General features: G+C 63.3%; 16 protein-coding genes and 2 pseudogenes. 4 read left to right on the forward strand and 14 right to left on the reverse strand.

Features of this window, described 5'->3' with window-relative positions:
• Window positions 1-46: 46 nt before the first annotated feature.
• Window positions 47-157, reverse strand: a pseudogene (locus tag EOD29_RS38000) (porin family protein); the annotation flags it as partial.
• 805 nt (window positions 158-962) lie between these two features.
• On the opposite strand from EOD29_RS38000, the gene EOD29_RS02115 reads away from it, so the two are divergent.
• Entirely contained in the window at window positions 963-1790 is an 828-nt protein-coding gene (locus EOD29_RS02115) for a glycosyltransferase family 25 protein (protein WP_127245817.1), read from the forward strand.
• A gap of 527 nt (window positions 1791-2317) precedes the next feature.
• Here EOD29_RS02115 and EOD29_RS02125 read toward each other — a convergent pair.
• The 5 genes and pseudogenes from EOD29_RS02125 to EOD29_RS02145 form a co-directional block, all read right to left on the reverse strand.
• Window positions 2318-2776, reverse strand: a complete 459-nt coding sequence (locus EOD29_RS02125) for a carboxymuconolactone decarboxylase family protein (RefSeq protein WP_067328952.1) — start codon at window positions 2774-2776, stop codon at window positions 2318-2320.
• Window positions 2777-2787: 11 nt separating this feature from the next.
• Window positions 2788-3306: an Rrf2 family transcriptional regulator gene (locus EOD29_RS02130; RefSeq protein WP_067328950.1), complete on the reverse strand. Its 519-nt coding sequence runs from the start codon at window positions 3304-3306 to the stop codon at window positions 2788-2790.
• 110 nt (window positions 3307-3416) lie between these two features.
• Window positions 3417-4730, reverse strand: coding sequence for an NAD-dependent dihydropyrimidine dehydrogenase subunit PreA (gene preA, locus EOD29_RS02135; protein WP_067329150.1), 1314 nt, complete (start codon window positions 4728-4730; stop codon window positions 3417-3419).
• Between the two features lie 2 nt (window positions 4731-4732).
• On the reverse strand, window positions 4733-6097 hold the full coding sequence (locus EOD29_RS02140) for an NAD(P)-dependent oxidoreductase (protein WP_127245818.1): 1365 nt from the start codon (window positions 6095-6097) through the stop codon (window positions 4733-4735).
• A 111-nt stretch (window positions 6098-6208) separates the two neighbouring features.
• Window positions 6209-6935, reverse strand: a pseudogene (locus tag EOD29_RS02145) (gamma-glutamylcyclotransferase).
• 279 nt (window positions 6936-7214) lie between these two features.
• On the opposite strand from EOD29_RS02145, the gene EOD29_RS02150 reads away from it, so the two are divergent.
• Window positions 7215-7991: a VOC family protein gene (locus EOD29_RS02150; protein WP_127245819.1), complete on the forward strand. Its 777-nt coding sequence runs from the start codon at window positions 7215-7217 to the stop codon at window positions 7989-7991.
• A 124-nt stretch (window positions 7992-8115) separates the two neighbouring features.
• On the opposite strand, the gene EOD29_RS02155 is transcribed toward EOD29_RS02150, so the two are convergent.
• Window positions 8116-8604, reverse strand: a complete 489-nt coding sequence (locus EOD29_RS02155; protein WP_067328944.1) for a hypothetical protein — start codon at window positions 8602-8604, stop codon at window positions 8116-8118.
• A gap of 199 nt (window positions 8605-8803) precedes the next feature.
• Between EOD29_RS02155 and EOD29_RS02160 the strand changes: the two genes are divergently transcribed.
• On the forward strand, window positions 8804-9196 hold the full coding sequence (locus tag EOD29_RS02160; RefSeq protein ID WP_067328942.1) for a DoxX family protein: 393 nt from the start codon (window positions 8804-8806) through the stop codon (window positions 9194-9196).
• Window positions 9197-9223: 27 nt separating this feature from the next.
• On the opposite strand, the gene EOD29_RS02165 is transcribed toward EOD29_RS02160, so the two are convergent.
• Together EOD29_RS02165 and EOD29_RS02170 are read right to left on the reverse strand one after the other, a co-directional pair.
• On the reverse strand, window positions 9224-11650 hold the full coding sequence (locus EOD29_RS02165; RefSeq protein ID WP_127245820.1) for an FAD-dependent oxidoreductase: 2427 nt from the start codon (window positions 11648-11650) through the stop codon (window positions 9224-9226).
• A gap of 215 nt (window positions 11651-11865) precedes the next feature.
• A complete protein-coding gene (locus tag EOD29_RS02170) occupies window positions 11866-13404 on the reverse strand; it encodes a trimethylamine methyltransferase family protein (protein WP_127245821.1) in 1539 nt (512 codons plus the stop codon).
• Between the two features lie 211 nt (window positions 13405-13615).
• On the opposite strand from EOD29_RS02170, the gene EOD29_RS02175 reads away from it, so the two are divergent.
• Window positions 13616-14206 carry a transglycosylase SLT domain-containing protein gene (locus EOD29_RS02175; protein WP_127245822.1) on the forward strand — a complete coding sequence of 197 codons (591 nt, stop codon included), beginning with the start codon at window positions 13616-13618 and terminating at the stop codon, window positions 14204-14206.
• A 20-nt stretch (window positions 14207-14226) separates the two neighbouring features.
• Here EOD29_RS02175 and EOD29_RS02180 read toward each other — a convergent pair whose 3' ends face one another.
• The 5 genes from EOD29_RS02180 to EOD29_RS02200 form a co-directional block, all read right to left on the reverse strand.
• The gene (locus EOD29_RS02180) at window positions 14227-16437 is read right to left on the reverse strand and encodes an ABC transporter ATP-binding protein (RefSeq protein ID WP_066990565.1); all 2211 of its coding nucleotides are present in this window, start codon (window positions 16435-16437) and stop codon (window positions 14227-14229) included.
• 50 nt (window positions 16438-16487) lie between these two features.
• Complete coding sequence (locus EOD29_RS02185) at window positions 16488-17645, reverse strand: ABC transporter permease (RefSeq protein ID WP_066990564.1); 1158 nt, start codon at window positions 17643-17645, stop codon at window positions 16488-16490.
• A gap of 12 nt (window positions 17646-17657) precedes the next feature.
• Window positions 17658-18692, reverse strand: coding sequence for an ABC transporter permease (locus EOD29_RS02190; protein WP_067328931.1), 1035 nt, complete (start codon window positions 18690-18692; stop codon window positions 17658-17660).
• Window positions 18693-18841: 149 nt separating this feature from the next.
• On the reverse strand, window positions 18842-20500 hold the full coding sequence (locus tag EOD29_RS02195) for an ABC transporter substrate-binding protein (protein WP_095779087.1): 1659 nt from the start codon (window positions 20498-20500) through the stop codon (window positions 18842-18844).
• 270 nt (window positions 20501-20770) lie between these two features.
• Window positions 20771-26729: translocation/assembly module TamB domain-containing protein (locus tag EOD29_RS02200; protein ID WP_127246127.1), on the reverse strand; the 5959-nt coding region annotated here is incomplete at its 5' end.

Below are 26729 nucleotides of genomic sequence, written 5' to 3' on the forward strand. Positions count from 1 at the left end.
CAAGCAACGGCAGGCAGAGGCGGCTTCTATGAACCCACCGAGCGCTTCAGAATTTGTAGTTGATCTTGCCCACGACGACATTTTCCGTGTCGCGATTGTCGACCGGAGCAATCGGTACCAGACTGGCAAAGCCGCTCCTGGTGCCGAAGTCGTAGTAGTTCCATTCCGCTCCAGCAGTCCAGTGATCGGTGAAGGCGTATTCAACGCCAAGACCTGCGGTCTAGCCGACGCGCGATCCGCCCCCGAAGGTCTGAACAAAAGGCTGAAACGGGGTGAATTTGTATTTAGTGAATGCGATACCACCATCGCCATAAACCAGGAAGCGGCCGAAAGAGTATCCGAGCCGGTCACGCACCGAGCTCAGGTAATCCTGTTTGATCTCGCAGGTCGTGAATGTGGCATTCGGACCACGTTGGTTGTCGCCCTTTACGGTCGAGCCCGCGAGGTCGCCTTCAATTCCGAGGACATATTGGCCGAACTGGTAGTTCTAGCCGATCTGACCGCCGAAAATGCCGCCGGACCCGTTGGTGTTGTAGGGAACGAAAGAAATTCCCCGACCAGTGGCTGTCATTCCACCGCCACCGACCTGGCCGCCGACATAGAACGAAAAAGGCATGGTGGCGACGACTGGCTGGACGAGGTCCGCCGCCATGACCGGTGACGAGACCGCCAGAATGCGACCGAACAAAGCAGTGCAAGTTTCATGTGAGCCTCCCGCATGGATCGACGCAGCCGTATCTCTGAAGGTTCGCGGATCACACCTACACGTTTAACCTCTCGAAATTGTGATCACGCAGTTGCACGGATGCAACAGCTGCCGCACTCCCGTGAGTCCATTACCGATCGGGCGGACTTTCGTCCATCCCCCAGATGTGAGACAACGTGCCGGTCTCAAACGAAATCGCCGACCTCAAGAAGCAGTTCATAAAGCTGATGCACCAGCAAAGCTGCCGAGCAACGTCATGAAATCGTACGTCATCAACTTGGACCGCAGCCCCGACAGATGGCAGCGGATGGCCGATCGCCTCAACTCGATCGGAGCAGCCTTTGAACGAGTCCCGGCGGTGGACGGGCGGCTGCTCAGCGACACTGAAATTTCGGACGTCCACAAGCCCGTCGCTGGCGCGGCCGCGATGACGCCGGAAGAGGTGGGGTGCTTCCTGAGCCACCGCAAATGCTGGGAGCGGATCGTGTCGGGCCCGGACGCCTACGGCTGCGTTTTCGAAGACGACATGTTGATATCCAAGCAAGCGGCACTGTTCCTGGGTGAGGACCCCTGCTGGATTCCCGCGGACGCGGACATCATCAAGATCGAAGCAGTCCCCGGAAGAGTGTGGCTTGACCGCGTGATATCTCCGCTACCGGGCATCTTCAAACTGGCGCTTCTGCGGAGCTTTCTCTGGGGGTCCGGCGGATACATCCTGTCGAAAGTGGCGGCCGAGCGCCTCTTAGCGCTCACAAGAGTATTCTCGGACGCGGTCGACCATGTGAAGTTCAACCCCGCCTGTGGAATAGCCCGCAGTCTGAAATCCTATCAAGTGATCCCAGCCCTTTGCGTTCAGACACAGGTCTTCTATCCGAAAGGATCCAATTTGATCGACGCTCCGGCGCTCGCTCTGCACAGTGATCCGCGTTTTCCGGAGAACCTGGAGAACAGGCCATGGCTGGAGCGAAAAGTCCTGCGGGCGTTTCATCGGGTGGCACACAGGCTGCGCCGACATTGGCGAACAGAGATCCTGTTTGCCGACCAGCCAGCTGCTTCCGGCCACACGCAAGGTAGGTCAGTCTGAGTGTTTTACATTGACGTATTCTAGGTCGGTCTGGACGAAATCTCGCGCAAGCAGATCACCGCCGAAAGGATCCTATCGATCCTCAACCGCGAGGGTCGGTTCAGCACCGTTGAGGGCTTCGGCAATCCGACGATCGCCCGCCCATGACGACCATCCAAAAGAGCTCTTGCCTGGTCGAGACCTATCTGGCGGAGAGCCACAAAACATCGGCGTCGCGACGATCCGGAACAGGATCAGGCTTGCCGCCAGCCCGGTCCATAAGCCGCCGATCACCAGCAGTCCGGCCACGACTGCAGGACAATGCCCAGCCAGAATGCCGGCCCTGCCTGCGGCACGCCGCGTGCCGTCATCATTGGGATGAGCAGGTCTTGTGCTGGACGTTGCGCAGGCCGGCAAAGACGAAGGCGCCGCCGAGCAGCAGGCGCGCGGCAAACAGAATCTCGCTCTGAAAATTCTCAAACATGTCATTGATCTCGCAATGAAAGCCGCGCGGGACGTTTTTTGCGGATCCGCGCGGCTTTGGATGATCAGGCAGCCTTGGCGGCCGGCATCGGATGGATGGCGTGGAACGACACGCAGAGCCGGTTCCAGGTGTTGATCATGCCGATCACCACTGTCAGCTTGACCAGCTCTTCCTCGGAGAACTGCTCCAGCGTCCTGGCGTAGAGATCGTCCGGAACGCCGTTGTCGGAGATGTTCGTCACCTTCTCGGTCCAGGCGAGCGCGGCGCGCTCGCGCTCGGAAAACAGCGGCGACTCCTTCCAGGCGGCGACCAAATAAAGCCGCTGCTCCGTTTCGCCATCTCGCCTTGCCTCGCGGCTGTGCATCTCGACACAATAGGAACAGCCATTGATCTGCGAAGCCCTGAGCTTGACCAGGTGCATCAGGCTTTCTTCCAGCCCGCACTCCTCGACGGCCTTGTTGAGCGCCATCACCGCCTTCATGATTTCAGGCGCCTTGGCGAAGAACTGCAGCCTCTGTTTCATTCTCTTACCTTTCACGCTTTGCTTGGTTGTTGAACTTTCTGCGCCCGCTGATGGCGTTCGACGAAGGCGCAGCTTGCGGCGACGGTGCGGGGATCGGCGTCGTTCATGAAATCGGCGACGATGTCGGAGAGCTTTGCATCGGCAAGCGCGGCGCGATAAGCGCGCTCGGCCCTCAGCATCGCGGCATTGATGCCGCACGGTTTGACATAGGCCGACGCGTCGAGCTTGACCGGGCCGCGCTGGCGGATCTCGCCGCAGCGGAAGGCAGGCTCCCTGCCCTCGACCGCAAGCACGATGTCGAGCAGCGTGATCCGCTCGGCCGGCCGCGCCAGCCTGTAGCCGCCTGCCGGCCCCGGCACGGATTCCAGGATGCGCGCCGTTGTCAGCTGATTGAGATGCTTCAAGAGATAGCTCGGCGACAGGCCGAACGCCTCGGCCATGGCCGCGCCCGACATGGTGCTGTTGCCGTCGACGCCGGCAAGCATGGCGGCGCAGTGGATCGCCGCTTCGACGCCCTCTCCCAGCTTCACGATCTTTGGCTCCAATTCATGGATAGTACTTATCATGGATAATCCTTATCTGCAATATAGGTAACGAAAAACGGCACCCGAAGGCGCCGCATTTCCTTCAAAAGTGTTCCCTACTCCGCGGCCACCTTGGCCATTGGATTGTTCGGATGCGTCGTCCAGTTGGCGTAGACCGGCGACACCGGTATGCCCGTGCGCTGATCCAGCACGCCGGCGGCCAGCGGTTCCATGGTGATGCAGCCCTCGACCGGGCAGACATTGACGCAAAGATTGCACCCGACGCATTCGGCCTCGATCACCTCGAAATGCCTGACACCGTCGACCATGCTGGTGATGGCCTGGTGCGAGGTGTCCTCGCAGGCGATGTGGCAGCGCCCGCATTTGATGCAGGCGTCCTGGTCGATATGCGCTTTGGCGACATAGTTCAGGTTGAGATACTGCCAGTCGGTGACGTTGGGCGTGGCGCGGCCGATGATGTCGGAGAGCGAGGCGTGGCCCTTCTCGTCCATCCAGTTCTCCAGTCCCGCGATCATCTCCTGCACGATCTTGAAACCATAAGTCATTGCCGCCGTGCAGACCTGCACGTTGCCGGCGCCGAGCGCCATGAATTCGGCAGCATCCCGCCAGGTTGTGATGCCGCCGATGCCCGAGATCGGCAGGCCGTGCGTTTCCGGATCGCGCGCGATCTCGGCCACCATGTTCATCGCGATCGGCTTCACCGCCGGGCCGCAATAGCCGCCATGCGAGCCCTTGCCATCAATGGTCGGCTGCGGCGCGAAACTGTCGAGGTCAACCCCGGTGATCGAGTTGATGGTGTTGATCAGCGACACCGCGTCCGTGCCGCCGGCTTTGGCGGCGCGCGCCGGCTTGCGGATGTCGGTGATGTTCGGCGTCAGCTTGGTGATGACCGGCATGCGCGTATACTGCTTGCACCAGCGCACCACCATCTCGATATATTCCGGCACCTGGCCCACCGCCGAGCCCATGCCGCGTTCGCTCATGCCGTGCGGGCAGCCGAAATTGAGCTCGATGCCGTCGGCGCCGGTCTCCTCGACCAGCGGCAGGATCGCCTTCCAGCTTTCCTCCTCGCAAGGCACCATGATCGAGGCGACCAGCGCCCGATCCGGCCAGTTCATCTTCACCTGCTTCATCTCGCGCAGATTGGTCTGCAGGTCGCGGTCGGTGATCAGCTCGATATTGTTCAGGCCGAGCAGCCGGCGGTCGGCGCCCCAGATCGCGCCGTAGCGCGGGCCGTTGACGTTGACGACCGGCGGGCCCTCTTCGCCAAGCGTCTTCCAGACCACGCCGCCCCAGCCGGCTTTGAAGGCGCGTTCGACATTATAGGCCTTGTCGGTCGGCGGCGCCGAAGCCAGCCAGAACGGATTTGGCGATTTGATGCCGACGAAGGTGTTGCGGATGTCTGCCATGCTCATGCCCTCCCGTTAGAGGTCAGTGCCCGGTGGATGGATTCGGCGGCGTCGCGGCCTTGCGCCACGGCCGAGACCGTCAGGTCGTCGCCGCCGAAGATGCAGTCGCCGCCCGCCCAGACTTTCGCCAGCGAGGTGCGGCCCTCGGCATCGACCCTGATGCGGCCGCCATCGAGCTCGATGGAGGCAACGCTGCCGTTGAGATGAGCCGGCACAAAGCTCTGGCCAATCGCCTTGAACACCTGGTCGGCGTTGAGCCTCAGCATTTCGCCGGTACCGGCAAGCTTGTCGCCATTCATGGCTGTGTATTCGAGCTCGATCGCCGACACTTTGCCGTTCTCGGCGATGACGCGCTTCGGCTGCAGCCAGTGGCGGATCGTGACGCCGTTCGCGGCGGCCAGATCCTGCTCGAAGCCGGAGGCATTCATATGCTCCTGGCCGCGCCGGTAGCAGATCGTCACCTCCTCAGCGCCGAGCAGCTTCGACTGCACCGCGGCGTCGATCGCCGTCATGCCGCCGCCGATGACGACGACGCGGCGGCCGACCGGCAGGCTGGAAAGGTCGCTTGCCTGCCTGAGTTCGGCGATGAACTCGACTGCGTTGGCGACGCCATCCGTATCCTCGCCTTCGGCGCGCAGCGCATTGACGCCGCCGAGCCCGAGGCCAAGGAACACCGCATCGTAGTTGCGGATCAGGTCGGAAAGCTGGAAGTCCCGTCCGAGCGCTTTGCCGTTCTGGATGTCGATGCCGCCGATCGCGGTGACGTAGTCGACCTCGGCCTGAGCGAAATCGTCGACGCTCTTGTAAGCCGCGATGCCGTATTCATTGAGGCCGCCAGCCCTCGGCCGCGCTTCGAGGATCGTCACATCGTGGCCGTGGCGGGCCAAGCGATGCGCCGCCGCCAGGCCCGCTGGCCCGGCGCCGACCACGGCGACCGTTTTTCCGGTCGGTTCGGCGCGCTTGTAGAACTGCTTGCCCTCATCCATCGCGACATCGGTCGCATAGCGCTGCAGCCGGCCGATCTGCACCGGCTTGCCCTCCGCGACCTCGCGCACGCAGACCTCTTCGCACAGCGTCTCCGTCGGGCAGACTCGGGCGCACATGCCGCCAAGAATGTTCTGGTCGAAAATGGTCTTGGCCGAGCCCAGCGGATTGCCGGTCGCGATCTGCCGGATGAACAACGGGATATCGATCGAGGTCGGGCATGCATTCATGCACGGCGCATCGTAGCAGAAATAGCAGCGATCGGCCTCAACCAGCGCCTCGTGGTGATCGAGCGGCGGGTGCAGGTCGGAAAAATTATCGGCGTATTGCTCCGCAGACAGCCGGCCGCCGGCTATGCCTTCGATGAAATGACCAGTCGCCATTCCAGTTCCCCTTGTTTGTTTTGAGGAAGGCTAGCACGTTTTATTTTTTTATCAATTGGTCAATTTTCGGCCAAGCTGCTGTATTGCTTGGACAAAACATGATAGTCGTACTCATATTATCGCCACGCCGATGTCTGTCGGTTCAGCGCTTTCAATCCTGGAGGGATGGATCGACCTGATCTCGTCTGCCACGAGTTCCTGCAGGCGCAACAGATTGCGGTCATGGATGCCGAATGTTTCGAGGTGGCTGACGGTGTAGTAAAGATATTCGGCGCCGGAACCTACATGGCCGCATGCGTGTGCCAGTGTCTTCGCCACCCTTTCGAGCGGCTGCCTGAGCGACGTGCCCCTACCCGTCACCCCGATCCAGAAGCCCAGCGCTTCGCAGCGATCCTTGCGCCGTGCGTACCGGAACCCACCGGACCGAGCTGACGCTTTCATGATCGTCGATTTCTCGCCGCAGCAATCTCTCGATCTGGGCGGGCTTCTCGCCGTCCGGCAGACGATAGATGACGCCGTCACAACGGCCGCCGCGCTCGAGCATCATCAACCCCGGCTGCGCGGCGCTGCCTCGCCAGCGCACCATGTCGAGGCAGAAGGAGCGATGCCAGCCATAGGCGGAGGCGCGGCGTTGCTCGATGGATTCCAACGCCGGCTTCCAGATCAGCGAGCCATAAGCGAACACCCAGAGCGGCCCCTCGTCGGCCTCGTCTGACAGGCGCGAGGCGAGCGCGCGGAAATCGTCGTCGTTAAGCTGGGTCCAGTCCCCGCTCGGACCAGGGTCGAGCTCCTCGCGATGGCACAAAGCCACTCTCGGGCGTAAGCGACATTCACGCATGGAAGACAGCCCCTCGTTGCCCGCAGCAAAGGCTAAAACCCCGGGCCATGCAAGATCACGGTTCCTATGGCGCTTCGCGCAGAACGGATAGGCCGACGCGCTTCAAGCTCCGATTTTGATGCGTGTCGGCCGCCCAAAACCGCTGCGCATTTTTGAGTGACATGCATGAGCGCCTTGCCGTTCTCGATTTCTGGTCCAGATGTCGGATTTCTGTCGCCGAGATCGTCCTACGATGGATCGGAACCGCGATCGCTGCCTGAACCGGTGAGGAGACCGACCATGCCGAATGCCGCAAAACCCTTCTTCTGGTACGAACTGATGACCACCGACCTCGACGCCGCCGAGGCTTTTTATACTGCCGTCGTCGGCTGGCGGGCCGAGCCCTTCGACAAGGCGCCGGGCATGCCGCGCTATATCGTGATGAATTCCAGCCTGCGCGGCGTCGGCGGTTTGATGACGATGCCGGAGGATGCCGCCAAGATGGGCATGCCGCCGGCCTGGCTCGGCTACATCTACACCAAGGACGTCGATGCCTCGACGAAGGCGCTCAAGGACGCCGGCGGTGCCGTTCATCGCGCGCCGGATGATATTCCCGGCGTCGGTCGCTTCGCCGTCGTCGCCGACCCGCAGGGCGCGACCTTCATGTTCCTGCAGCCCAACCAGCCCGAGCAGCCGCCGGTACCCGCTACCACGCCCGGCCATGTTGGCTGGCACGAGCTCTACACCTCGGACTGGAAAGCCGCTTTCGACTTCTATTCCAGCCAGTTCGGCTGGGAGAGCGCCGGTCAGTTCGACATGGGCGAGATGGGCCTCTACCAGACCTTCGGCGCCGGGCCCGAATCCGGCGGCGGCATGATGAACAAGCCGCCGCAGATCCCGGTCCCGGTCTGGCAGTTCTATTTCAACGTCGACGCGATCGACGCCGCCGCCAAGCGTGTCACCGACAATGGCGGCAAGGTATTGATGGGGCCGATGGAGGTGCCGAGCGCGCAGTGGATCATCCAATGCCAGGACCCGCAGGGCGCGCATTTCGCGCTGCTGGCGCCTGGGCGGTAGAAACTGCCGCCCCCTTGTGGGGCAGATATCCGGTCCATCCTCCGCAGCCGCGGCGCAGCTGCTGCGGAGGTCGGGCCGGGCAGAGGGGAGCGCTGGCCCGGCGCCGGCGTCGCCCTCTTGGGCGTCACTCCGGCGTCAGCACCGCCACTTTGAGATCGGCCTTCTTGGCGCCGCTGAGCTGCACGGTGGCCGGACCGGCCGACAGCTTGAAGCGCACGCTCTTGCGAATGCCTGGGCAGGTCTTCGCGCGGCTGAAGCCCGCCGACTTCACGGCGCGGCCGTCTTGGACGACATCGATCCAGACCTCATCGGACAGGCTGAACTGGAGCTCACCTTCAGCCGGTACGGTCACGCTTGCCATCGCGCCGAACGTGCCGGCTGCCGGTGCACGTCCAGGCGGAACTTCAAACCCGATCGTGTCGACCGCTGCAAGTGAGAAATCCGCCGCTTGCCCGACTGTCAGGGCCGCGCCGGACTGGGCGGCGGACGCTGACGGAAACAGGGCCTGCTCGCGTGTCACCGGCCATTTGAAGGCATCACAACCAGCATCGGCAGCTATGGCGAAGCTCGTGCCTGCAAGGAATGCGAAGAGGCTGATGGCGAATTTTTTCATGGCGATGGATTCCCGGATGATTTGGTGTATCCGCGCATCAATACAACTTATGAGAGACAATTGCAACCACGGCGAGAATAAGCCGGAAGAGGTGAACTCATGCCCACTCACCGATTGTTGATGGCAGGGCATGGGAAGTGAATGGTCCGCTTCCGGGCGATAATTTATGGCGGGTCCGGAAGGGCAAGATGGAGTTTAGATGAAGCTTTTTGAAGGTCTCTCCCGCTATCAGCCGCAGGCGCTGGGCGTACTTCGCATCATGACGGCGCTGCAGTTCACCGAGCACGGCACCCAGAAGCTGTTCAATTTCCCCGCCGGCGCCCATGCCGGGGCGCTGACGGGGCTCGCGCTGACGTCCGCAATCCTTGAATTCGCCGGCGGCATCCTGCTGGCGCTGGGGCTGTTGACCCGACCCGTGGCGTTCCTGCTCTGCGGCGAAATGGCCATCGCCTATTTCATGGCGCATTTCCCGCGCGACTTCTTCCCCGTTAACAATGGCGGCGACGCTGCGATCTCGTTCTGCTTCATTTTCCTCTATCTGGTCTTTGCCGGTCCCGGCGCTTTCGCGCTCGACAACCGCCGCAGCGCCTGATGCCCTGTGCGGACGCGCGCCTGTTTTTCAGGCGCGCATCCGCTCGAAATTGGCATCGAACAGCGGCGTTGCCTGAATGCGCGCGGCGTGGCGCTTGCCGAGGATCTCGATCTCGAAGCCGTCGGGCCTGTCGGCGATCTCCTTCGGCACGTAGCCCATGGCGATGGACTTTTTTGCATTGTGCGCATAGCCGCCGGACGTCACCCAGCCGCGCACGACGCCGTCGTGCCAGATCGCCTCGTCGCCGATGACGTCGGCATCAGTGGCCTCGACGATGAAGGCGCGCAGCCGGAGCTTGCCGCCCTGCTTGCGCTCGGCAATGGCGGCTTCCTTGCCGATGAACCCGGCCTCCTTGCCGTAGGCGACGAAACGGTCGAGCCCGGCCTCGAGCGGTCCGTAGATCGGCCGGTATTCGCGCGCCCATGAACCGTAATTCTTTTCGAGCCTGAGCGCATTGAGCGCGCGCGACCCGAACAGGCCGATGCCGAATTCCTCGCCGGCCCTGATCAGCGCCTGGTAAGCGGCGCGCTGATACTCCGGCGCCATCCAGATCTCGTAGCCGAGATCGCCGGTGTAGCTGACGCGGCCGACAAGACACGGCGCCATGCCGATATCGATCGTGGCGACGGCCATGAATGGGAACGCCGGGTTTGAGACGTCGGCGCGGGTGACTTTGGCCAGCACCGCCCTCGCCTTCGGACCGGCGATGGCTAGGCCGGTGAGCTTCTGCCCCAGCGATTTTATCTGCACCGAGCCGTCCTTCGGCAGATGCGCCTCGAACCAGCGCATATGGTACTGCTCGGCGACGCCGGAGCCGGCGACGAACCAGTCCCCCTCGCCGACATTGGCGAGCGTGAGATCGCCGATCAGCTTGCCGTCTCCCTTCAGCATCGGCGCCAGCGTCATGCGGCCGGGCTTGGGCAGCCTGCAGGCAAGCAGACGGTCGAGCCAGGCTGCCGCCCCCTCGCCCGTCACCTTGTACTTGGCAAAGCTCGAGATCTCCGAGAGGCCGACGCCGTTGCGGACGGCGGCCACTTCGCTGCCGACATGGTCGAAATCGGTCGACCGCCGCCACGAGAACTCGTCCTTGACGCCTTCGGGCGCATACCAGAGCGGCACTTCCAGCCCAAAGGCGACGCCCCATTGCGCGCCCTTGGCCGACAATGTGTCGTAAAGGGGCGTTGTCTTCAGCGGCCGTCCGGCCGGCAGTTCCTCGTTCGGGAAGCGGATCGAGAAGCGGCGCGAGTAATTCTCGCGCACCTTGGCGTTGGTGTAGGTCATCGTCGCCCAGTCGCCGTAGCGCGCCACGTCCATCGCCCAGATATCGGCGCCGGGATCACCCTCGATCATCCAGTTTGAGAGCGCCAGGCCAACACCGCCGCCTTGAGAAAAACCCGCCATGACGCCGCAGGCGACCCAGAAGCCCGGCAGGCTGCGCACCGGACCGACCAGCGGATTGCCATCCGGCGCAAAGGTGAAGGGGCCATTGATGATCTGCTTGATCCCGGTTTTCTGAAAGGCCGGGAAGTGACGGAAGCCGATTTCGAGCGAGGGCGCGATACGGTCGATATCCGGCTCCAAGAGCTCATGGCCGAAATTCCAGGGTGTGGAGAATTCGGACCAGACCTTGTTGGCTTTCTCGTAGGTGCCCATCAGCATGCCGCCGCGCTCCTGGCGCAGATAGAGCTCGCCGTCGAAGTCGACCGCATGGATGATTTCCGTGCCGGTCTTCTTGTTCCAGTCGGCGACCTCCGGCATGTCCTCGGTGATCAGGTACATGTGCTCCATGGCGAGCACCGGCAGTTCGAGCCCGACCATGCGGCCGACCTCGCGCGCCCAAAGACCGCCGGCGTTGACGACATGCTCGGTGATCACATCGCCCTTGTTGGTGATGACGCGCCAAAGCCCGTCGGGCCGGCGCACGATGTCCTCGACCTTGGTGAAGCGCTCCACTTCCGCGCCCAGCTTCCGCGCCGCCTTGGCGTAAGCGTGGGTGACGCCGGAGGGATCGAGATGGCCGTCCTCCTTGTTGCGCACGGCGCCGACGAATTGCTTCGGATCGATGAGCGGCATCAACTCGGCCGCTTCCTTCGCCGAGATCACCTCGAGGTCGATGCCGAGATAGCGGCCCTTGGAGACGACGCCGCGCAGCCAGTCGAGCCGCGCCTCGGTTGCTGCCAAAAGCACGCCGCCGGTCAGATGCACCCCCGTCGCCTGGCCGGAAAGCTCCTCGATCTCCTTGTAGAGGGAGATCGTGTATTTCTGCAGCTTGGCGACGTTGGGATCGCCGTTGATGGTGTGCATGCCGCCGGCCGCATGCCAGGTCGAGCCCGAGGTCAGCTCGTCGCGCTCCAGAAGCACCACGTCCGTCCAGCCGTGGCGGGCAAGATGGAACAGCACGGAACATCCTACGACACCTCCGCCGATGACCACGACCTTTGCATGCGACTTCATGGGTTCTTCTCGTTACTTCGGGGAATTGGATGATTGAGTGGATTCAGGATGAGAGGCATGTCTCTCCTCAAACGTCGGCGCTGTCCTTCACCCTTAACCTCTCCCCGTGAAAAACGGGGAGAGGGCCAGCGCTGTAGCGCTTCCCTTCTCCCCGTCCTTCACGGGGAGAAGGTGCCGGAAGGCGGATGAGGGGCGGCGCCAGCGTTCCAAAACCGTCACGGCTCGCCCTGCCCGATCGCTTCCTTGCGGCGCGCCATATAGGCTTCAAGCGCCTCGCGCACGGCTGGGTCCATTGTCGGCTGAACGTACTCTTCCAGCGCCTTCTTCCAGAGCCGGGTCGCGCGCGCCGTGGCATCGAGCGCGCCGGCCTCCTGCCAGGCCTCGTAGTTCTGCCAGTTGGAGAGCATCGGCTGATAGAAGGCGGTGGCATAGCGTTCAAGCGTATGCGGCTCGCCGAAGAAGTGGCCGCCGGTGGGCACGGCGCCCAATGCGTCGACCGCCAATTCGCCTTCGTCGACCACGATCGGCCGCAGGAATTCCATCATGTGCTGCATCATCTCGACATCGATGATGAGTTTTTCGAATGAGGCCGTCAGTCCGCCCTCCTGCCAGCCGGCGGCATGATAGACGAGGTTGCCGTGGCCAAGCACGGCGCCCCACAGCGCCATCAGCGTCTCGTAGGCGCCTTGCGCATCGGCGGCATTGGACGCCGAGCCCGGCGTCGTGCGGTACGGCAGATTGTAGCGCCGCGCCAATTGCCCGGAGGCGATGTTGGCCTTGGTGTTCTCCGGCGTGCCGAAGGCCGGCGCGCCGGACTTCATGTCGACATTGGAAGTGAAGGCGCCATACATCACCGGCGCGCCGGGCCGCACCAACTGGGTCAGCACGATGCCGAACAGTGCCTCGGCATTTTGCTGCGCCAGCGCGCCGGCAAGCGTCACCGGGCTCATCGCGCCCATCAGCGTGAACGGCGTCACCGCCACCGACTGGCCGAACTCGGCCATGGTCATCAGCCCTTCGGCCATCATCTCGTCGAAGCGGCGCGGCGAATTGACGGAAATGATGGTGGTGACGCCGGGGTCCTGGCCGATCTGGTCGAGAGTCAAGCCACGCGCAATCGCCATCATCTCGATGCCGTCCAGGGCCCTGCCCCGGCCGATCGCCGAGACATGGAAGCATTTGTCGGTCAGCGTCAGATTGGCGAAGTAGGTGTCGAGGTGCCGCGAATTCGCCGGCAGCTCGATCGGCGCGCAGACCTGGTTCCCCAGCATGTGAATGCAGTTGAAATGCTGCGCCAGCCGGACGAGATCGCAATAGTCGGCGAGATTGCCGGCGCGGCGGCCGCGCTCCATGTCGTGCACATTGGGCGGCCCGGCCACCAGCGTGAAGTTGATCGTGTTGCCGCCGAGATAAACGGCGTGAGCCGGGTTGCGTGGCGTAAGTGTGTAGCTGGCCTGTGTCGTCTTCAGCGCTTCGTCGACCATGCCCCGATCGAGGCGCACATTCATCGAGCTGTGATCGACCTTGGCGCCGGCGCGTTCGAACAGCGCGAGCGCTCGCGGGCTCATCACCTCGATGCCGAAACTTTCGAGAATATGCATCGAGGCCTGGTGAATGGACTCGATCTGGTCGGCCGAAAGCACCGCCATCGGCGGGTAAGGGTTGACCACGCGCCGTGGCGGCAGCTGCGGAATGGGGGCGGGCCCGCGGTTGCTGGTCCGTTCGGCGCCGCGTTTTCGTCTTGGTTCGGTCATGCGTCTATCAGAGCGCCGACGTCAGGCGCGAGCTGTCAGGAATTCGCCATTTGCCGGCGTGATTTTAGCCAAGGCGGCATTTTTTCGTTCTGATGAAGACAAATGCGACGAGTGACGTCGAAATATCGATAGAGCCCAGATCGAGGAGCCTCGGTCGGCGTTAAGGAAGCTCGAAAGATTCCTTTTATGATTTCGCCCTATTCGTCTTCCGATGCCTAGCTCGAGTTTTAGTAAAATTGTCGTTGTCTCTGTGCTGCTGGCGCTTTCGGCCTGCGCGACGGCGCCCAGCCACATCAACAATGTCTGCGCCGTCTTCGACCAGAATGACGGTTGGTTCGACAACTGGCAGTCCGCCGCCGAGCGCACCGAACAAAAATACGGCATTCCCGTTCCGGTGCTGATGGCGACGGTGCGCAAGGAATCCGGCTTCAAGAGCAACGCCCGGCCGCCGCGCACCAAGCTGCTCGGCTTCATTCCCTGGAAACATGTCTCCACCGCCGCGGGCTATTCGCAGGCGCTGGACGGCACCTGGTCGCAATATCAGATGGAGACCGGCAACTGGGCGGCGCGCCGCAGCCGTTTCGCCGATGCCATCGACTTCGTCGGCTGGTATCATTCCAAGACCGTCGACACTTTCGGCGTCGCCCGCAACGACACCTACAGTCTCTATCTCGCCTACTATCTCGGCTGGTCGGCCTACGGCCGCGGCAATCGCGGCGATGCCGGCGTGCAGAACTACGCGCACGCCACCGATCAGATGGCCCGCGACTACGCCGCCCAGTTGCGGCAATGTGGGAGCTGACCCCGGGACTGGGCGAAGTCTTAGTTCGGCTTCGGCCTCTTGCCCCTCGGGCGCTTGGGCGGGGTGCCGGCAAAGCCCGGCCCCGTGCCGTGCGGCGCGTCGTCCGGCACGCCTTCATGTGCCGCATGCTCCTTGTCGAACTTGATGACCGGCTCCATCTTCGCCAAGACATCGTCCGACAGCCAGCACAGGCTCATATGGCCGTTGCCGAGATTCTTCACCGGCGGCACCGTCGTCTCGCACAAATTGTCCGGCACCAGCTTCTTGTAGCCGCAGCGCGTCTGGAAGGGGCAGCCGGTCGGCGGGTTCATCGCCGATGGGATATCGCCTTCGAGCACGATGTGCTTCTTGACCACGCTGGTGTCGGCGATCGGGATCGCCGAGAGCAGCGCTTCCGTGTAGGGATGGTAGGGCGGCGAGAAGATCTGGTCCGTCGTGCCCTGCTCGACGATATAGCCGAGATACATGACGACGACGCGGTCGGCGATGTAGCGCACCACCGACAGGTCGTGGCTGATGAACAGCATCGTCGTCTTGTTCTTGCGCTGGATGTCCATCAAGAGCTCGGTCACCGCCGCCTGCACCGAGACGTCGAGCGCCGAGACCGGCTCGTCGGCCACCACCACCTTGGCGTCGCCAGCGAAGGCGCGGGCCACGCCGATGCGCTGCTTCTGGCCGCCTGAGAGCTGGCGCGGCTTGCGGGTCTCGAAGGCCCGCGGCAGCTTCACCAGGTCGAGCAGCTCCAGCATGCGCTTGCGCCGCTCGGCGACGGTCTTGCCGACATTGAACTTCTCCAGCGTGCGGATGATCTGCGAGCCGACCGTATGGCTGGGGTTCAGCGTGTCGAACGGGTTCTGGAAAACCATCTGGATCGACGATACCGTTTCGACATTGCGGCTCTCGATGCCGGTCGACTGGATCTCCTTGTTGCCCAGCGTCACGGTGCCCGAGCTTGCGGTCTCAAGCCCCAGAAGCACCTTGGCGAGCGTCGATTTCCCGCAGCCGGACTCGCCGACGATTGCGACCGTTTCGGACTCGCGCGCGGTGAACGAAATCGTCTCATTGGCCTTGACGACGCGGCCTTCACTGGAGCCGAACACCTCGCTGCCGCCGACCTTGTAGTACTTCTTGAGATTGTCGATCTTGAGCACCGGCGCGCCGGGTTCGACCTTTTCGTTGACCTTCTTGGCGCCGGGCGGCAGCGCTTCCCAGTCGATCTCGTTGAAGCGCACGCAGCGCGAGAAATGGCCCTCATGCCCCTCGACGGCAACCATCGGAATTTCGGCGGCGTTGCAGACGCCTTCGACGAAATGGTGACAGCGGGGTCCGAAATTGCATCCCTTCGGCCGCTCATGCGGCAGCGGCAATTGGCCGGGAATGGAGATCAGCGGCCGCGAATTCTTGTCGGCGCCAGGCAGCGGAATCGAGCGGAACAGCCCTTGCGTATAGGGGTGGCGCATCCGGTCGAACACGTCCTCGATCTTGCCGGTCTCGACGGCCTCGCCGGAATACATCACCGTGATCTTGTCGCAGGTCTCGAGAATGAGGCCGAGATTGTGCGACACGAAGATCATCGAGGTGCCGAACTTCTGGCCCAGTCCCTTGACCAGTTCGACGATGCCGGCCTCGACGGTGACGTCGAGCGCCGTCGTCGGCTCGTCGAGGAGCAGCAGCGCCGGTTTCGACAGCAGCGCCATGGCGATGACGATGCGCTGCTGCTGGCCGCCCGAAAGCTGGTGGGGATAGGAGCGCATCATGCGCTCCGGATCGGGCAGCTTGACCGCGCGCACCATCTCCAGTGCACGGTTATGGGCCTCTTCCTTCGAGACCTTGTCGTGGATCAGCGGCACTTCCATCAATTGCTGGCCGACCTTCATCGCCGGATTGAGGCTCGCCATCGGCTCCTGATAGATCATGGCGATCTTGTTGCCGCGGATGGCCCGAAGCTCCTCGTCGGACATCTCGCCCATGTCCCTGCCCTGGAACTTGATGCGGCCGCCGACGATCTTTCCGATGTTTGAGAGGTCGCGCATGATGCCGAGCGATACGGTCGACTTGCCGCAGCCGGATTCGCCGACGATGCCCATCGCCTCGCCGGGCATGACCGTGCAGGAAAAGTCCATCACCGCCGGGATCTCGCCCTTGCGGGTAAAGAAGGAGATCGAGAGGTTCTCGATCTCGATGATCGGCCCATTGGTCGTCTTGGCTGGATCTCGAACTGCCTCGTTCATGGGTCGCTCCAATCCTTGCTTCCTGGAAGATGGGGCCCGAAGCCCCGCCATCAATCCTTCATCGACTGTTCGCGCAGCGAATCCGCCAAAAGGTTCAGGCCCAGCACGAACGACATTAGCGCGATCGTCGGCGGCAGCGCCGGGTGGATGAAGGAGCGCAAGAGCCGGCTGGCATCCTTGATCGCGGTGCCCCAATCGGGACTCTCGGGCGCCAGCCCCAGGCCGAAATAACCGAGCGTGCCGAGCAGGATCGTCGTATAGCCGATGCGCAGGCAGGCATCGACGATCAGCGGTCCGCGTGCATTGGGCAGGATTTCCCACAGCATGATGTACCAGGGCGATTCACCGCGCGTCTGCGCCGCCGCCACGTAGTCGCGCGTCTTGATATCCATGGTCAGCCCGCGCACGATGCGGAACACGCCGGGGCTGGAAGCGAACACCACCGCCACGAAAATGTTGAGCTGGTTGGGATCGATGTGGACGATCCTCAGCGGATCCTTGTCGAAGACGAGGCCCGTATAGATCCAGCCCCCGATGACGAGCGTCAGGCCGAGCAGGATATAGAGCCGGTCCGGCCGGTTCTTGTAGCGGGTCCAGAACAGCACGCAAAAGAAGATGATCGGGAACAGGAAGAACAGCCCCGCCAGGGCGTACGGGATAGGCGTGTCCATGATGCCTGGCGTCACCAGCAGGTAGAACAAAAGGATCACCGGGAAGGCCAGCACCAGATTGGCGAGGAAGGACAGCACCGTGTCGATCTTGCCGCCGTAGTAACCGGCCGGCAGGCCGAGCGTGATGCCGACCATCAGCGCAAAACCGGTCGCCGCAGGCGCGATGATCAGCACGATCTGGCTGCCATAGACCATGCGCGAGAACACGTCGCGGGCGAGCTTGTCGCCGCCGAAATAGTAGACGAGCTTCGAAGTCGGCTCGATCGCGCCGGGCAGCGTATCCTTCATGATCGACACCTGGGCCAGCGGATCGAAAGGCGAGATGGTCGAGGCGAAGATCGCCGTGAACAGCCAGAACAGGCAGATGCCGACGCCGGCAATGCCGACGCCGCTGTCAAAGAGCTGGCCGTAGAGCCCGAGCTTCTTCTTGTAAGTAAAGCTAACGCCCATCACCAGGACAAGCGCGACCCATACCGGCCAGAAGCGCCAAAGCACGCCGAGCACGACATCGAAGGCACCGATATATTCGATCTGCATCCGCCCTGCCCCCTATTGAACTCTGATGCGCGGATTGAGAAACGCGTAGCCGACATCCGAGATGAGTTGGGTGATCAGCACGATGAATACCGAGACCAGCGAGCAGCCGAGCAGAAGGTCGATGTCGTTGTTGCCGGCGGCCTCGACCAGCGTGTAGCCGAAACCCTGGTAGCGGAACATCACCTCGACGATGACGACGCCGGTGAGCAGCCACGGGAACTGCAGCATGATGACGGTGAAAGGCGCGATCAGCGCGTTGCGTAGCGCGTGCTTGATCACCACACTGCCGAAGGAGAGGCCCTTGAGGCGGGCCGTGCGGATATACTGCTGCGTCATCACCTCGACCATCGAGGCCCGTGTCATGCGCGCGATATAGCCGGTGCCGTAGATCGCCAGAGTGATCACCGGCAGGGTGAAATTGTAGAAGGTGATGCCCTGGCTGGCGGATGCCGCCGAGCCGTTCAGCCAGCCCAACCACGAGGCGAAGATGACGGTGAAGATGACGCCCGACACATATTCGGGCGTCGCCGTCGAGGCGATGGAGGCCACCGACAGGGTCCGGTCCGTTCGCGAGCCTTCGCGCATGCCGGCAAGGATGCCGATGAGCAGCGAGATCGGCACCATCACCGCCAGCACCCAGAACATCAATATGCCGGTGGCGCCGAGTGCCGGAAACAGCTTGGCCGCGACCGTCGTCTTGAACTTGGTCGAACAGCCGAAATCGCCCTGCAGCACGCCGGAGAATTTCGGCTCGACCGGATCGTTGCAGAAGGAGAAGCGCTGCGTCACCTTGCCGGTGGCAGGATCGGTGATCGGCTGCTTGGGCAGGACGCCCAGCCATTGGCCGTAGCGCGCAAAGAAGTTCTGCCGGTAGCCGTGATTGACCAGCCAGCTTTCGAGCTGTTCGGCCGACGTGTGCATCTCGGTCTGGCTGATCGCCAGCTTCTTCAAGTTGGGCTCGAGATTGACGAGAAAGAAGACGACCAGCGTCAGGCATAGCATCGTGAGCAGAATCGTGCCGATGCGTCTGGCAATGAATGAGAACATGCGCGCTCCCCTGCCGGCCGGGTTGGGGTCAGATAGGTTCAACCCTGTGTCGGATACCTTGTGAGGCTCCGCCACCGTTGCACAATACGCAACGGCGACGAAGCTGCAAATAAGAGGGGCTGACGCCCCTCATATTTGTCGCAAAAGGATCACGCCTGTTCGAGCCAGACCTTGCCGAAGTCGTGCTCATAGGTCGGGTGCATCGAGTGGTTCTTCACCTCGGGCTTGATGTTGATGTAGAGCTTGCGCCAGTAGGGCTGGATGATGATTCCGGAATCCTGCAACGTCTGCTCGATGTCCTTCATCACAACCTTGCGCTTCTCCGCATCGGCGATGCCGAGCGCCTCGTTGACCTTCTTGTCGAAGTCGGGATTGGCGTAGGCCGTCTCGTTCCACGCTTCGCCGGAGCGATAGGCGATGGAGATGACCTGGATGCCCAGCGGGCGCATGTTCCAGTTGGTTTGCGAGAACGGATACTTCGTCCAGTCGTTCCAGAAGGTCGAGCTCGGCAGCACGGTGCGCTTCACCTTGATGCCCGCTTCGCGCAGCTGGGCCGCGATCGCGTCCGTGGTGTTCTTGTGATAGTCTTCGTCGTTGCTGATCAGTTCGTGCTCGAAATCGATCACGCCGGCTTCCGTCAGCATCTGCTTGGCCTTGGCGATGTCGCGCTTGACCTCGGGCAGCTTGACATATTCCGGATGGATCGGCGCGACATGGTGGTTTTCAGCCGGGGTGCCGGCATTGCCGTAGCCGAGCTGCAGCACCGTGGCGTTGTCGACCGCAAGCAACATCGCCTGACGAACCTTCTGGTTGTCATAGGGCTTGTGGGTGATGTTGAAGCGCGACACCACGGTGGCCGCCGTGACGACCTCCGAAACCGGCGCGCCGACATCAGCGATGATCTTGATGTAGTCGGCGGTCGTTTCGTGGTTGGTCTGGACTTCGCCAGATTCGAAAGCCGAAACCGTCGCCGCCGGATCGGTGCCGTAATCGATGAACTCGACACCGTCGAGGAAAGCTTCGCCCTGCCACCACTTGCCGGTCTCGCGGCGCTTGTAGACCACCTTCTGGCCGACATCGTAGGAGACAAGCTCGAACGGGCCGGTGCCGATCGGGCAATTCTTGAAGTTGGCGCCCTTCTCATCGAAGGTCTTGTGCACGACCAGTGCCGGGTAATCGCACATGTTCGGGATGATCGCGATGTCGGGCTTGCTCAGCTTGAGCTTGACCGTCATGTCGTCGACCTTGACGACGGAGCCTTCGCGCAGCTTCTTGGTGCCGTCGTCGACCAGGCTGCCGAGGCGGCCAGGCATCGAGTTGCCTTCCGCTGCCTTGTCGGCCCAGCGGGTGAAATTGTAGATCACGTCGTCGGCGGTGAACTTGTCACCGTTATTCCATTCGACGCCTGGCCGCACATGCAGCGTGTATTCGGTGGCGTCGTCGTTGATGTCCCAGCTTGCCAGCAGGTAAGGCGCGAAGGTGTACTCCTTCGTGTACTTCACCAGCGGCTCGAGCGCCTGGCGCTCGGCGTTGGCAATCTCCGACCAGTCGGCGGTGCGTGGATCCTTGGGATCCTTGATCGACATGGCGACCTTCAGCACGCCGCCCTTCTTGCCCTGCACGTCCTCGGCCTTGGCCGGCGTCGGCGCGGCGAGACCGAGCATGCCGTAAGCCATTGCCGTCGATGCACCGAAAACGCTGGCCAAAGCCAGGAATTCACGGCGGTCCACCGTGCCCGACTTGGCCGCTTCGGCCATCGCCAGGATGTGGTCCGGAACGCGATCACCGTTACTTTTGTAGATTGCCATGACTGACTCCCATTGTTTGGCTTTCTGCCTTTTAACATTCCGCATCCAGACCGTGATGTCAAAAGCCGGTTTGGAATTGGAACATGGTGGGGAATGTGCAACTTTGGAATGGGGCCGGTTGGCGTGATAGCGACAGCCTTGACGCAAATTTGTTAGTCCACAGCACATTTCCAAAAATTAACAGGGCAATCAAATCAAGACATTGCCGGCGGACAGGGCCTCGTGCGCGCGCCAAAAGTCCTCTTCAGCCCGCCGGGGCGGGCAACACCATCAATATTCGCGTTCGTAAAAGACGCCGCCCTTGGCTTCGCCCGCGTCGTTGGCCTCGCCGCGCAGCTTCACGCCCCTCCCGACATTGAGATCGATCGTCGCCTTGCCGGAGCCCGGTTTGTCGCCCTTCTGGATTGTCACATAGGTACGGTCGTTGAGGTACTTGCCGGCCGAAACCGCGGTGCCCCCCTTCTCGTCGGTCGTCACGTCGAGATCGTCGATGCCGATCGCGCTGCGTAGATTGTCCAGCAGCGAGGTCGTGCCGCCGGCCCCTGCCAATTGCGCGGCCGCGTCGGCAAGCTGGGCGATCTGCAGCGGCGAGAGATTGGACATCGAGCGGCCGAAGATCAGTTGCGCCAGCACCTCGTCCTCAGGCAGCGCCGGTGCGGAGGAGAAGTTGAACTTCGGGTTGGTCGCTTCGCCCGAAACGACGATGGTGACGGTGGCGCTGCTGGTCGTCGTGGTCGCGGTCAGGTTGAGGTAAGGCACAAGCGAACCCCGGAACCCGACTGTGCCCTCGGTGAAGGTCAGCCGCTTGGCAAGGATCGTCAGCCGGCCGCGTTGCAAGGTGAAGGTTCCGACGGCCTGCGGCGAGGATGCCGGGCCGGTCAGCTTCAGCGAGCCGCCTAGCTCGGCGTCGACGCCCCTGCCCTGGATGAAGATCTGATTCGGTGCGTTGACCGTTACGTCGAGGACAAGGCCGCTGCCGCTGCTGCCTCCGCTGCTGGATGTCGGCGGGTTCAGCGCTCTGTCCTGCGCGCGCACCGCGCGCGGCGGGTTCTTATGCTTCACATCCAACTCCGAGAGCGAGCCGGGCAGCTTGTCCGGCACGGAGATGACCGTCCTCGCCAGATTGATGGTGCCGGCGATCACCGGCGCCGACACGAGCGGCCCCTTGATGGTCAGGTCGCCGCCGAGATTGGCGGTCACCACCCTGCCGTCGGTGTAGCGGGCGTCGGTGAGTTTTATCGACAGGTCGGCCGGAAAACCTTGCGCCGGCGTGATGCCGACGGTGCCGCTCGCCGAAAGGCTGCCGCGCGTCGACAACGTGCCCGTAAGGCGATTGATCCTGGCGACGCCGCCGCCGATCGAGACGTCAGCCCCGATGTCGTTGACCGCCAGCCCGGAGCGCGCGTCGATGAGACGGGCGCCCGACGTCGAGACTTTGCCGCTGATCACCGGCGCGGATACAGGACCGCGCACCTGCACGTCGACATTGGCGGTTCCGTTGAGCGCCAGGCCTTGCACGGCGAGTTTCGAGGCAAGGAAGGAAAACGGCACCTTGCCTTTGAAATCGAGCGCCAGGGTCGGCCCGCCTGCCGTCGTCACCGTGCCGCCGCCCTTGAGACCAAGGCCCGCGCCGTCGCTGATGTTGGCGTCGAAGGCAAGCTTGCTGCCGGCAAAGGTTCCCGACGAGGATACGTTCATGCCGCCGAGGCCTGCGCCCCGCGTCTGCGAAGTCTGCACGCCCGAGGCATCGACATTGAAGGCGACCGTCGGAGTGGCCGGCGCGCCGGAGACCTTGACCGTGCCCGAGATCGAGCCTGCCGCATCGAGGCCAGGCGAGAAACTGTTTGCGAGCGAGACCGGCACCCTGGCCAGATTGGCGTTGATGTCGAGCGTCTGCGTGACCTTGCCCGTCACCGTCGCCGTACCGCCGCCGAGATTGAGCACCAGCCGGTCGAGGGTCGTCGCGCCGTTGGCGATGGTCACGGTCGAGGCCTGCGCGATCGCCGCCTTGATGCCTTGCACCGTCGCTTGGCCCGACGCGAGCTCGACGGTCGTCGTGCCGTTCGCCACTTTCACCCGGCCGGCCGCTTTCGCCGGAATGTTCTTCACGGTGGCGCCGCCGGAAAAGCCGGTCCAGTCCCCGTCGCGCTTCAGGTCGACATCGATCCTGGTAACGGCAGTGCCGCCGGAGGTCACGCTGTCGGCGCGGATCTTGCCGGAGATGACGGGTGCTGCAAGGTAATTGGCGATCTGGGCGTCGATGGCGACTTTTTTGGCCGAGAGGTCGCCGCGCCGGATCGCCGCCGTCGTTGCCTTGACGGCGACGTTCGGTGCGTTGCCGGCCTTCGAGAAGGCGATCGTGCCGCGGACGTCGCCTTCCGCCTTTTCCAGCGCAAGCGCCGCCAGCGGCCCGATGTCAGGAAGATCGAGCGACACGGTGCCCACCGGCACGAACGCTTCGTCGAGCGCGAGGTCGCCGAAGATCTTGTTCGGTCCCAGCGACAGCAGAAGCCCGTTGATCGCGCTCTTGCCATTGGCGGTGGCAAGCACCGCATTGCCCTGCAGCGGCTGTCCGGCGACATTGCCGGTCAGTTGCACATCGGCCGCCGGATTGGCGGCATCGGCCTTGCCTGTCGCGGTGAGCTTCAGTCCGGTGATCTCGCGCGCCGCCACGGACAGCCTGTCGCTGTTCACCGTCAGCGAGAGGTCGGGCGCCATAATCGGACCTTGCGCATTCAGGCCAAAAGCGATGGCGCCCTTGGCGTCTTTCGACAGCAGCGAAACGTCGCTCAACGCCCCCCTGATGTCGGCGGCAAGCTTGTTGTCGGCAAGGCTCGCCTGCCCGTCGGCGCTCAGCGCGCCCGAGTTGAGCTTCAAGCCGGAGACATTGACGTTGCCGTTGGCGTCGCGGTTCAGCGCGGCGCTCAATTGCGCGCTCTCGCCCAACATGCCGCGCACCGCCGCCGGCAAGGCGGAAGAAGCGACATTGGCGTTCACATTGAGGTCGACGGCGCCGTCGCGCAGCGACATGCGGCCGGCGACCTGGCTGTTGAGCGCATCGCTCTTGAGCGAGCCGCTGTTGACGGCAACGGCGTCGCTCGTCAAACGGCCATTGACCTCGGCCGTGACCTTGCCGGCAACCAACGGCGCGATCATCGGATTGTCCAGGCCGATCCTGTCGATCGACACCGTCCCGGAGACCGGGCCTGCCCGCCCCTTGAGATCGAACGCATCCGAATGCAGCGCAACGGCAAGGCCGTCCACATTCACCTGGCTGGCGGCAACCGAAGGCAGGATGGCGGAAGCCTCGAGGCGGGCCTGCGTGCTTTGGCCGGCTATCTTTGCCGACAATGACTGGACCTCGATCTTGACCGGGCTTTCGGCGCTGCCGATCGTCAACGGCAGGCTGGGCCCGGATGACGTCAGATCGAGCGAAAAATCGCTGACTCCGTTCGGATTCAAGGTGCCGGCGGCGTTGCCGGAAATCTTGTCGCCCGCAAGCGTTGCATGGTCCAGGGCCAGGCCGCTCGCCAGACCATAGCTGCCGGCGGCATCCAGATTGAGCGGCCCAAGTCCCGCCTGGCGGGTCTGGCTGGTCTCGGCGCCGGCAAGCTTGGCGTCGAACTCGATATCGGGATTGGCCGACGGACCCGTGAGGTGTGCCGTGCCTTCCAGCGTTCCGGCGGCATCCAGGCCCGGCACGAAATCATTGGCGAGCGCCGCAGGCAGGCTGGCGAAATTGGCCGTCAGGTCGAGGATCTGGCCGGCGCTGCCGGAAATGGTCGCCGAGCCGCCGCCGAGATTGAGCGCAAGCTTCTCGACGCTGGCGACGCCGTTGGCGATTGCAAGGCGCGACGGCTCGGCGATCGCCGCCTTGATGCCGCGCAGGGTCGCTTCGCCGGACGCGATCTCGACGCTGGTCTTGCCGTCGGCGATCTTCACGCGCCCGGTCGCGGTGGCCGGAATGCCGGATGCCGTCGCGCCGCCGGAAAAATTGGTCCAGTCGCCATCGCGCCTCAGGTCGATGCCGATACCGCTGACCACTGTCTTGCCGGAAGTGACGCTGTCGGCCTTGATCGTGCCCGATATTGCCGGTCCCTTGAGATAATTGGCGATCAGCGCATTGACGGTGATCGCTTTCGCCGCCAGTTCGCCGCGGGCGATCGATGTGCTGGCCGCATTGATGGTGAGGTTCGGAGTCGCGCCATCCTTGGCGAAGGCGATCGTGCCGTTGATATCGCCGGTCGCCGTCTGGCCGCCTAGCGCCGCCAGCGGGCCGACATCGGGAACGGCCAGCGTCAGCGTGCCAACCGGCAGGAACTGGTCGTCGAGCGCGAGGTCGCCCGAAACCTTGTTGTCGCCCAGTGCAAGGCTGAGGCCCTTGATCGCGCGCTTGCCATTGGCGGTGGCAAGCACGGCATTGCCCTGCAGCGGCTGTCCGGCGACATTGCCGGTCAGTTGCACATCGGCCGCCGGATTGGCGGCATCGGCCTTGCCTGTCGCGGTGAGCTTCAGTCCGGTGATCTCGCGCGCCGCCACGGACAGCCTGTCGCTGTTCACCGTCAGCGAGAGGTCGGGCGCCATAATCGGACCTTGCGCATTCAGGCCAAAAGCGATGGCGCCCTTGGCGTCTTTCGACAGCAGCGAAACGTCGCTCAACGCCCCCCTGATGTCGGCGGCAAGCTTGTTGTCGGCAAGGCTCGCCTGCCCGTCGGCGCTCAGCGCGCCCGAGTTGAGCTTCAAGCCGGAGACATTGACATTGCCGTTGGCGTCGCGGTTCAGCGCGGCGCTCAATTGCGCGCTCTCGCCCAACATGCCGCGCACCGCCGCCGGCAAGGCGGAAGAAGCGACATTGGCGTTCACATTGAGGTCGACGGCGCCGTCGCGCAGCGACATGCGGCCGGCGACCTGGCTGTTGAGCGCATCGCTCTTGAGCGAGCCGCTGTTGACGGCAACGGCGTCGCTCGTCAAACGGCCATTGACCTCGGCCGTGACCTTGCCGGCAACCAACGGCGCGATCATCGGATTGTCCAGGCCGATCCTGTCGATCGACACCGTCCCGGAGACCGGGCCTGCCCGCCCCTTGAGATCGAACGCATCCGAATGCAGCGCAACGGCAAGGCCGTCCACATTCACCTGGCTGGCGGCAACCGAAGGCAGGATGGCGGAAGCCTCGAGGCGGGCCTGCGTGCTTTGGCCGGCTATCTTTGCCGACAATGACTGGACCTCGATCTTGACCGGGCTTTCGGCGCTGCCGATCGTCAACGGCAGGCTGGGCCCGGATGACGTCAGATCGAGCGAAAAATCGCTGACTCCGTTCGGATTCAAGGTGCCGGCGGCGTTGCCGGAAATCTTGTCGCCCGCAAGCGTTGCATGGTCCAGGGCCAGGCCGCTCGCCAGACCATAGCTGCCGGCGGCATCCAGATTGAGCGGCCCAAGTCCCGCCTGGCGGGTCTGGCTGGTCTCGGCGCCGGCAAGCTTGGCGTCGAACTCGATATCGGGATTGGCCGACGGACCCGTGAGGTGTGCCGTGCCTTCCAGCGTTCCGGCGGCATCCAGGCCCGGCACGAAATCATTGGCGAGCGCCGCAGGCAGGCTGGCGAAATTGGCCGTCAGGTCGAGGATCTGGCCGGCGCTGCCGGAAATGGTCGCCGAGCCGCCGCCGAGATTGAGCGCAAGCTTCTCGACGCTGGCGACGCCGTTGGCGATTGCAAGGCGCGACGGCTCGGCGATCGCCGCCTTGATGCCGCGCAGGGTCGCTTCGCCGGACGCGATCTCGACGCTGGTCTTGCCGTCGGCGATCTTCACGCGCCCGGTCGCGGTGGCCGGAATGCCGGATGCCGTCGCGCCGCCGGAAAAATTGGTCCAGTCGCCATCGCGCCTCAGGTCGATGCCGATACCGCTGACCACTGTCTTGCCGGAAGTGACGCTGTCGGCCTTGATCGTGCCCGATATTGCCGGTCCCTTGAGATAATTGGCGATCAGCGCATTGACGGTGATCGCTTTCGCCGCCAGTTCGCCGCGGGCGATCGATGTGCTGGCCGCATTGATGGTGAGGTTCGGAGTCGCGCCATCCTTGGCGAAGGCGATCGTGCCGTTGATATCGCCGGTTGCCGTCTGGCCGCCTAGCGCCGCCAGCGGGGCGACATCGGGAACGGCCAGCGTCAGCGTGCCAACCGGCAGGAACTGGTCGTCGAGCGCGAGGTCGCCCGAAACCTTGTTGTCGCCG

Origin of the sequence: Mesorhizobium sp. M1A.T.Ca.IN.004.03.1.1 (genome assembly GCF_003997555.1) — a bacterium.
Taxonomy (GTDB): Bacteria; Pseudomonadota; Alphaproteobacteria; order Rhizobiales; family Rhizobiaceae; genus Mesorhizobium.

Excerpts from the sequence above, each read along its gene's own strand:
- preA (WP_067329150.1), bottom strand. The coding sequence starts at position 4,730 with ATGGCAGACATCCGCAACACCTTCGTCGGCATCAAATCGCCAAATCCG.
- EOD29_RS02165 (WP_127245820.1), bottom strand. The coding sequence starts at position 11,650 with ATGAAGTCGCATGCAAAGGTCGTGGTCATCGGCGGAGGTGTCGTAGGA.
- EOD29_RS02170 (WP_127245821.1), bottom strand. The coding sequence starts at position 13,404 with ATGACCGAACCAAGACGAAAACGCGGCGCCGAACGGACCAGCAACCGC.
- EOD29_RS02155 (WP_067328944.1), bottom strand. The coding sequence starts at position 8,604 with ATGAAAAAATTCGCCATCAGCCTCTTCGCATTCCTTGCAGGCACGAGC.
- EOD29_RS02185 (WP_066990564.1), bottom strand. The coding sequence starts at position 17,645 with ATGCAGATCGAATATATCGGTGCCTTCGATGTCGTGCTCGGCGTGCTT.
- EOD29_RS02150 (WP_127245819.1), top strand. The coding sequence starts at position 7,215 with ATGCCGAATGCCGCAAAACCCTTCTTCTGGTACGAACTGATGACCACC.
- EOD29_RS02140 (WP_127245818.1), bottom strand. The coding sequence starts at position 6,097 with ATGGCGACTGGTCATTTCATCGAAGGCATAGCCGGCGGCCGGCTGTCT.
- EOD29_RS02190 (WP_067328931.1), bottom strand. The coding sequence starts at position 18,692 with ATGTTCTCATTCATTGCCAGACGCATCGGCACGATTCTGCTCACGATG.
- EOD29_RS02125 (WP_067328952.1), bottom strand. The coding sequence starts at position 2,776 with ATGAAACAGAGGCTGCAGTTCTTCGCCAAGGCGCCTGAAATCATGAAG.
- EOD29_RS02160 (WP_067328942.1), top strand. The coding sequence starts at position 8,804 with ATGAAGCTTTTTGAAGGTCTCTCCCGCTATCAGCCGCAGGCGCTGGGC.
- EOD29_RS02175 (WP_127245822.1), top strand. The coding sequence starts at position 13,616 with ATGCCTAGCTCGAGTTTTAGTAAAATTGTCGTTGTCTCTGTGCTGCTG.
- EOD29_RS02115 (WP_127245817.1), top strand. The coding sequence starts at position 963 with ATGAAATCGTACGTCATCAACTTGGACCGCAGCCCCGACAGATGGCAG.
- EOD29_RS02180 (WP_066990565.1), bottom strand. The coding sequence starts at position 16,437 with ATGAACGAGGCAGTTCGAGATCCAGCCAAGACGACCAATGGGCCGATC.
- EOD29_RS02195 (WP_095779087.1), bottom strand. The coding sequence starts at position 20,500 with ATGGCAATCTACAAAAGTAACGGTGATCGCGTTCCGGACCACATCCTG.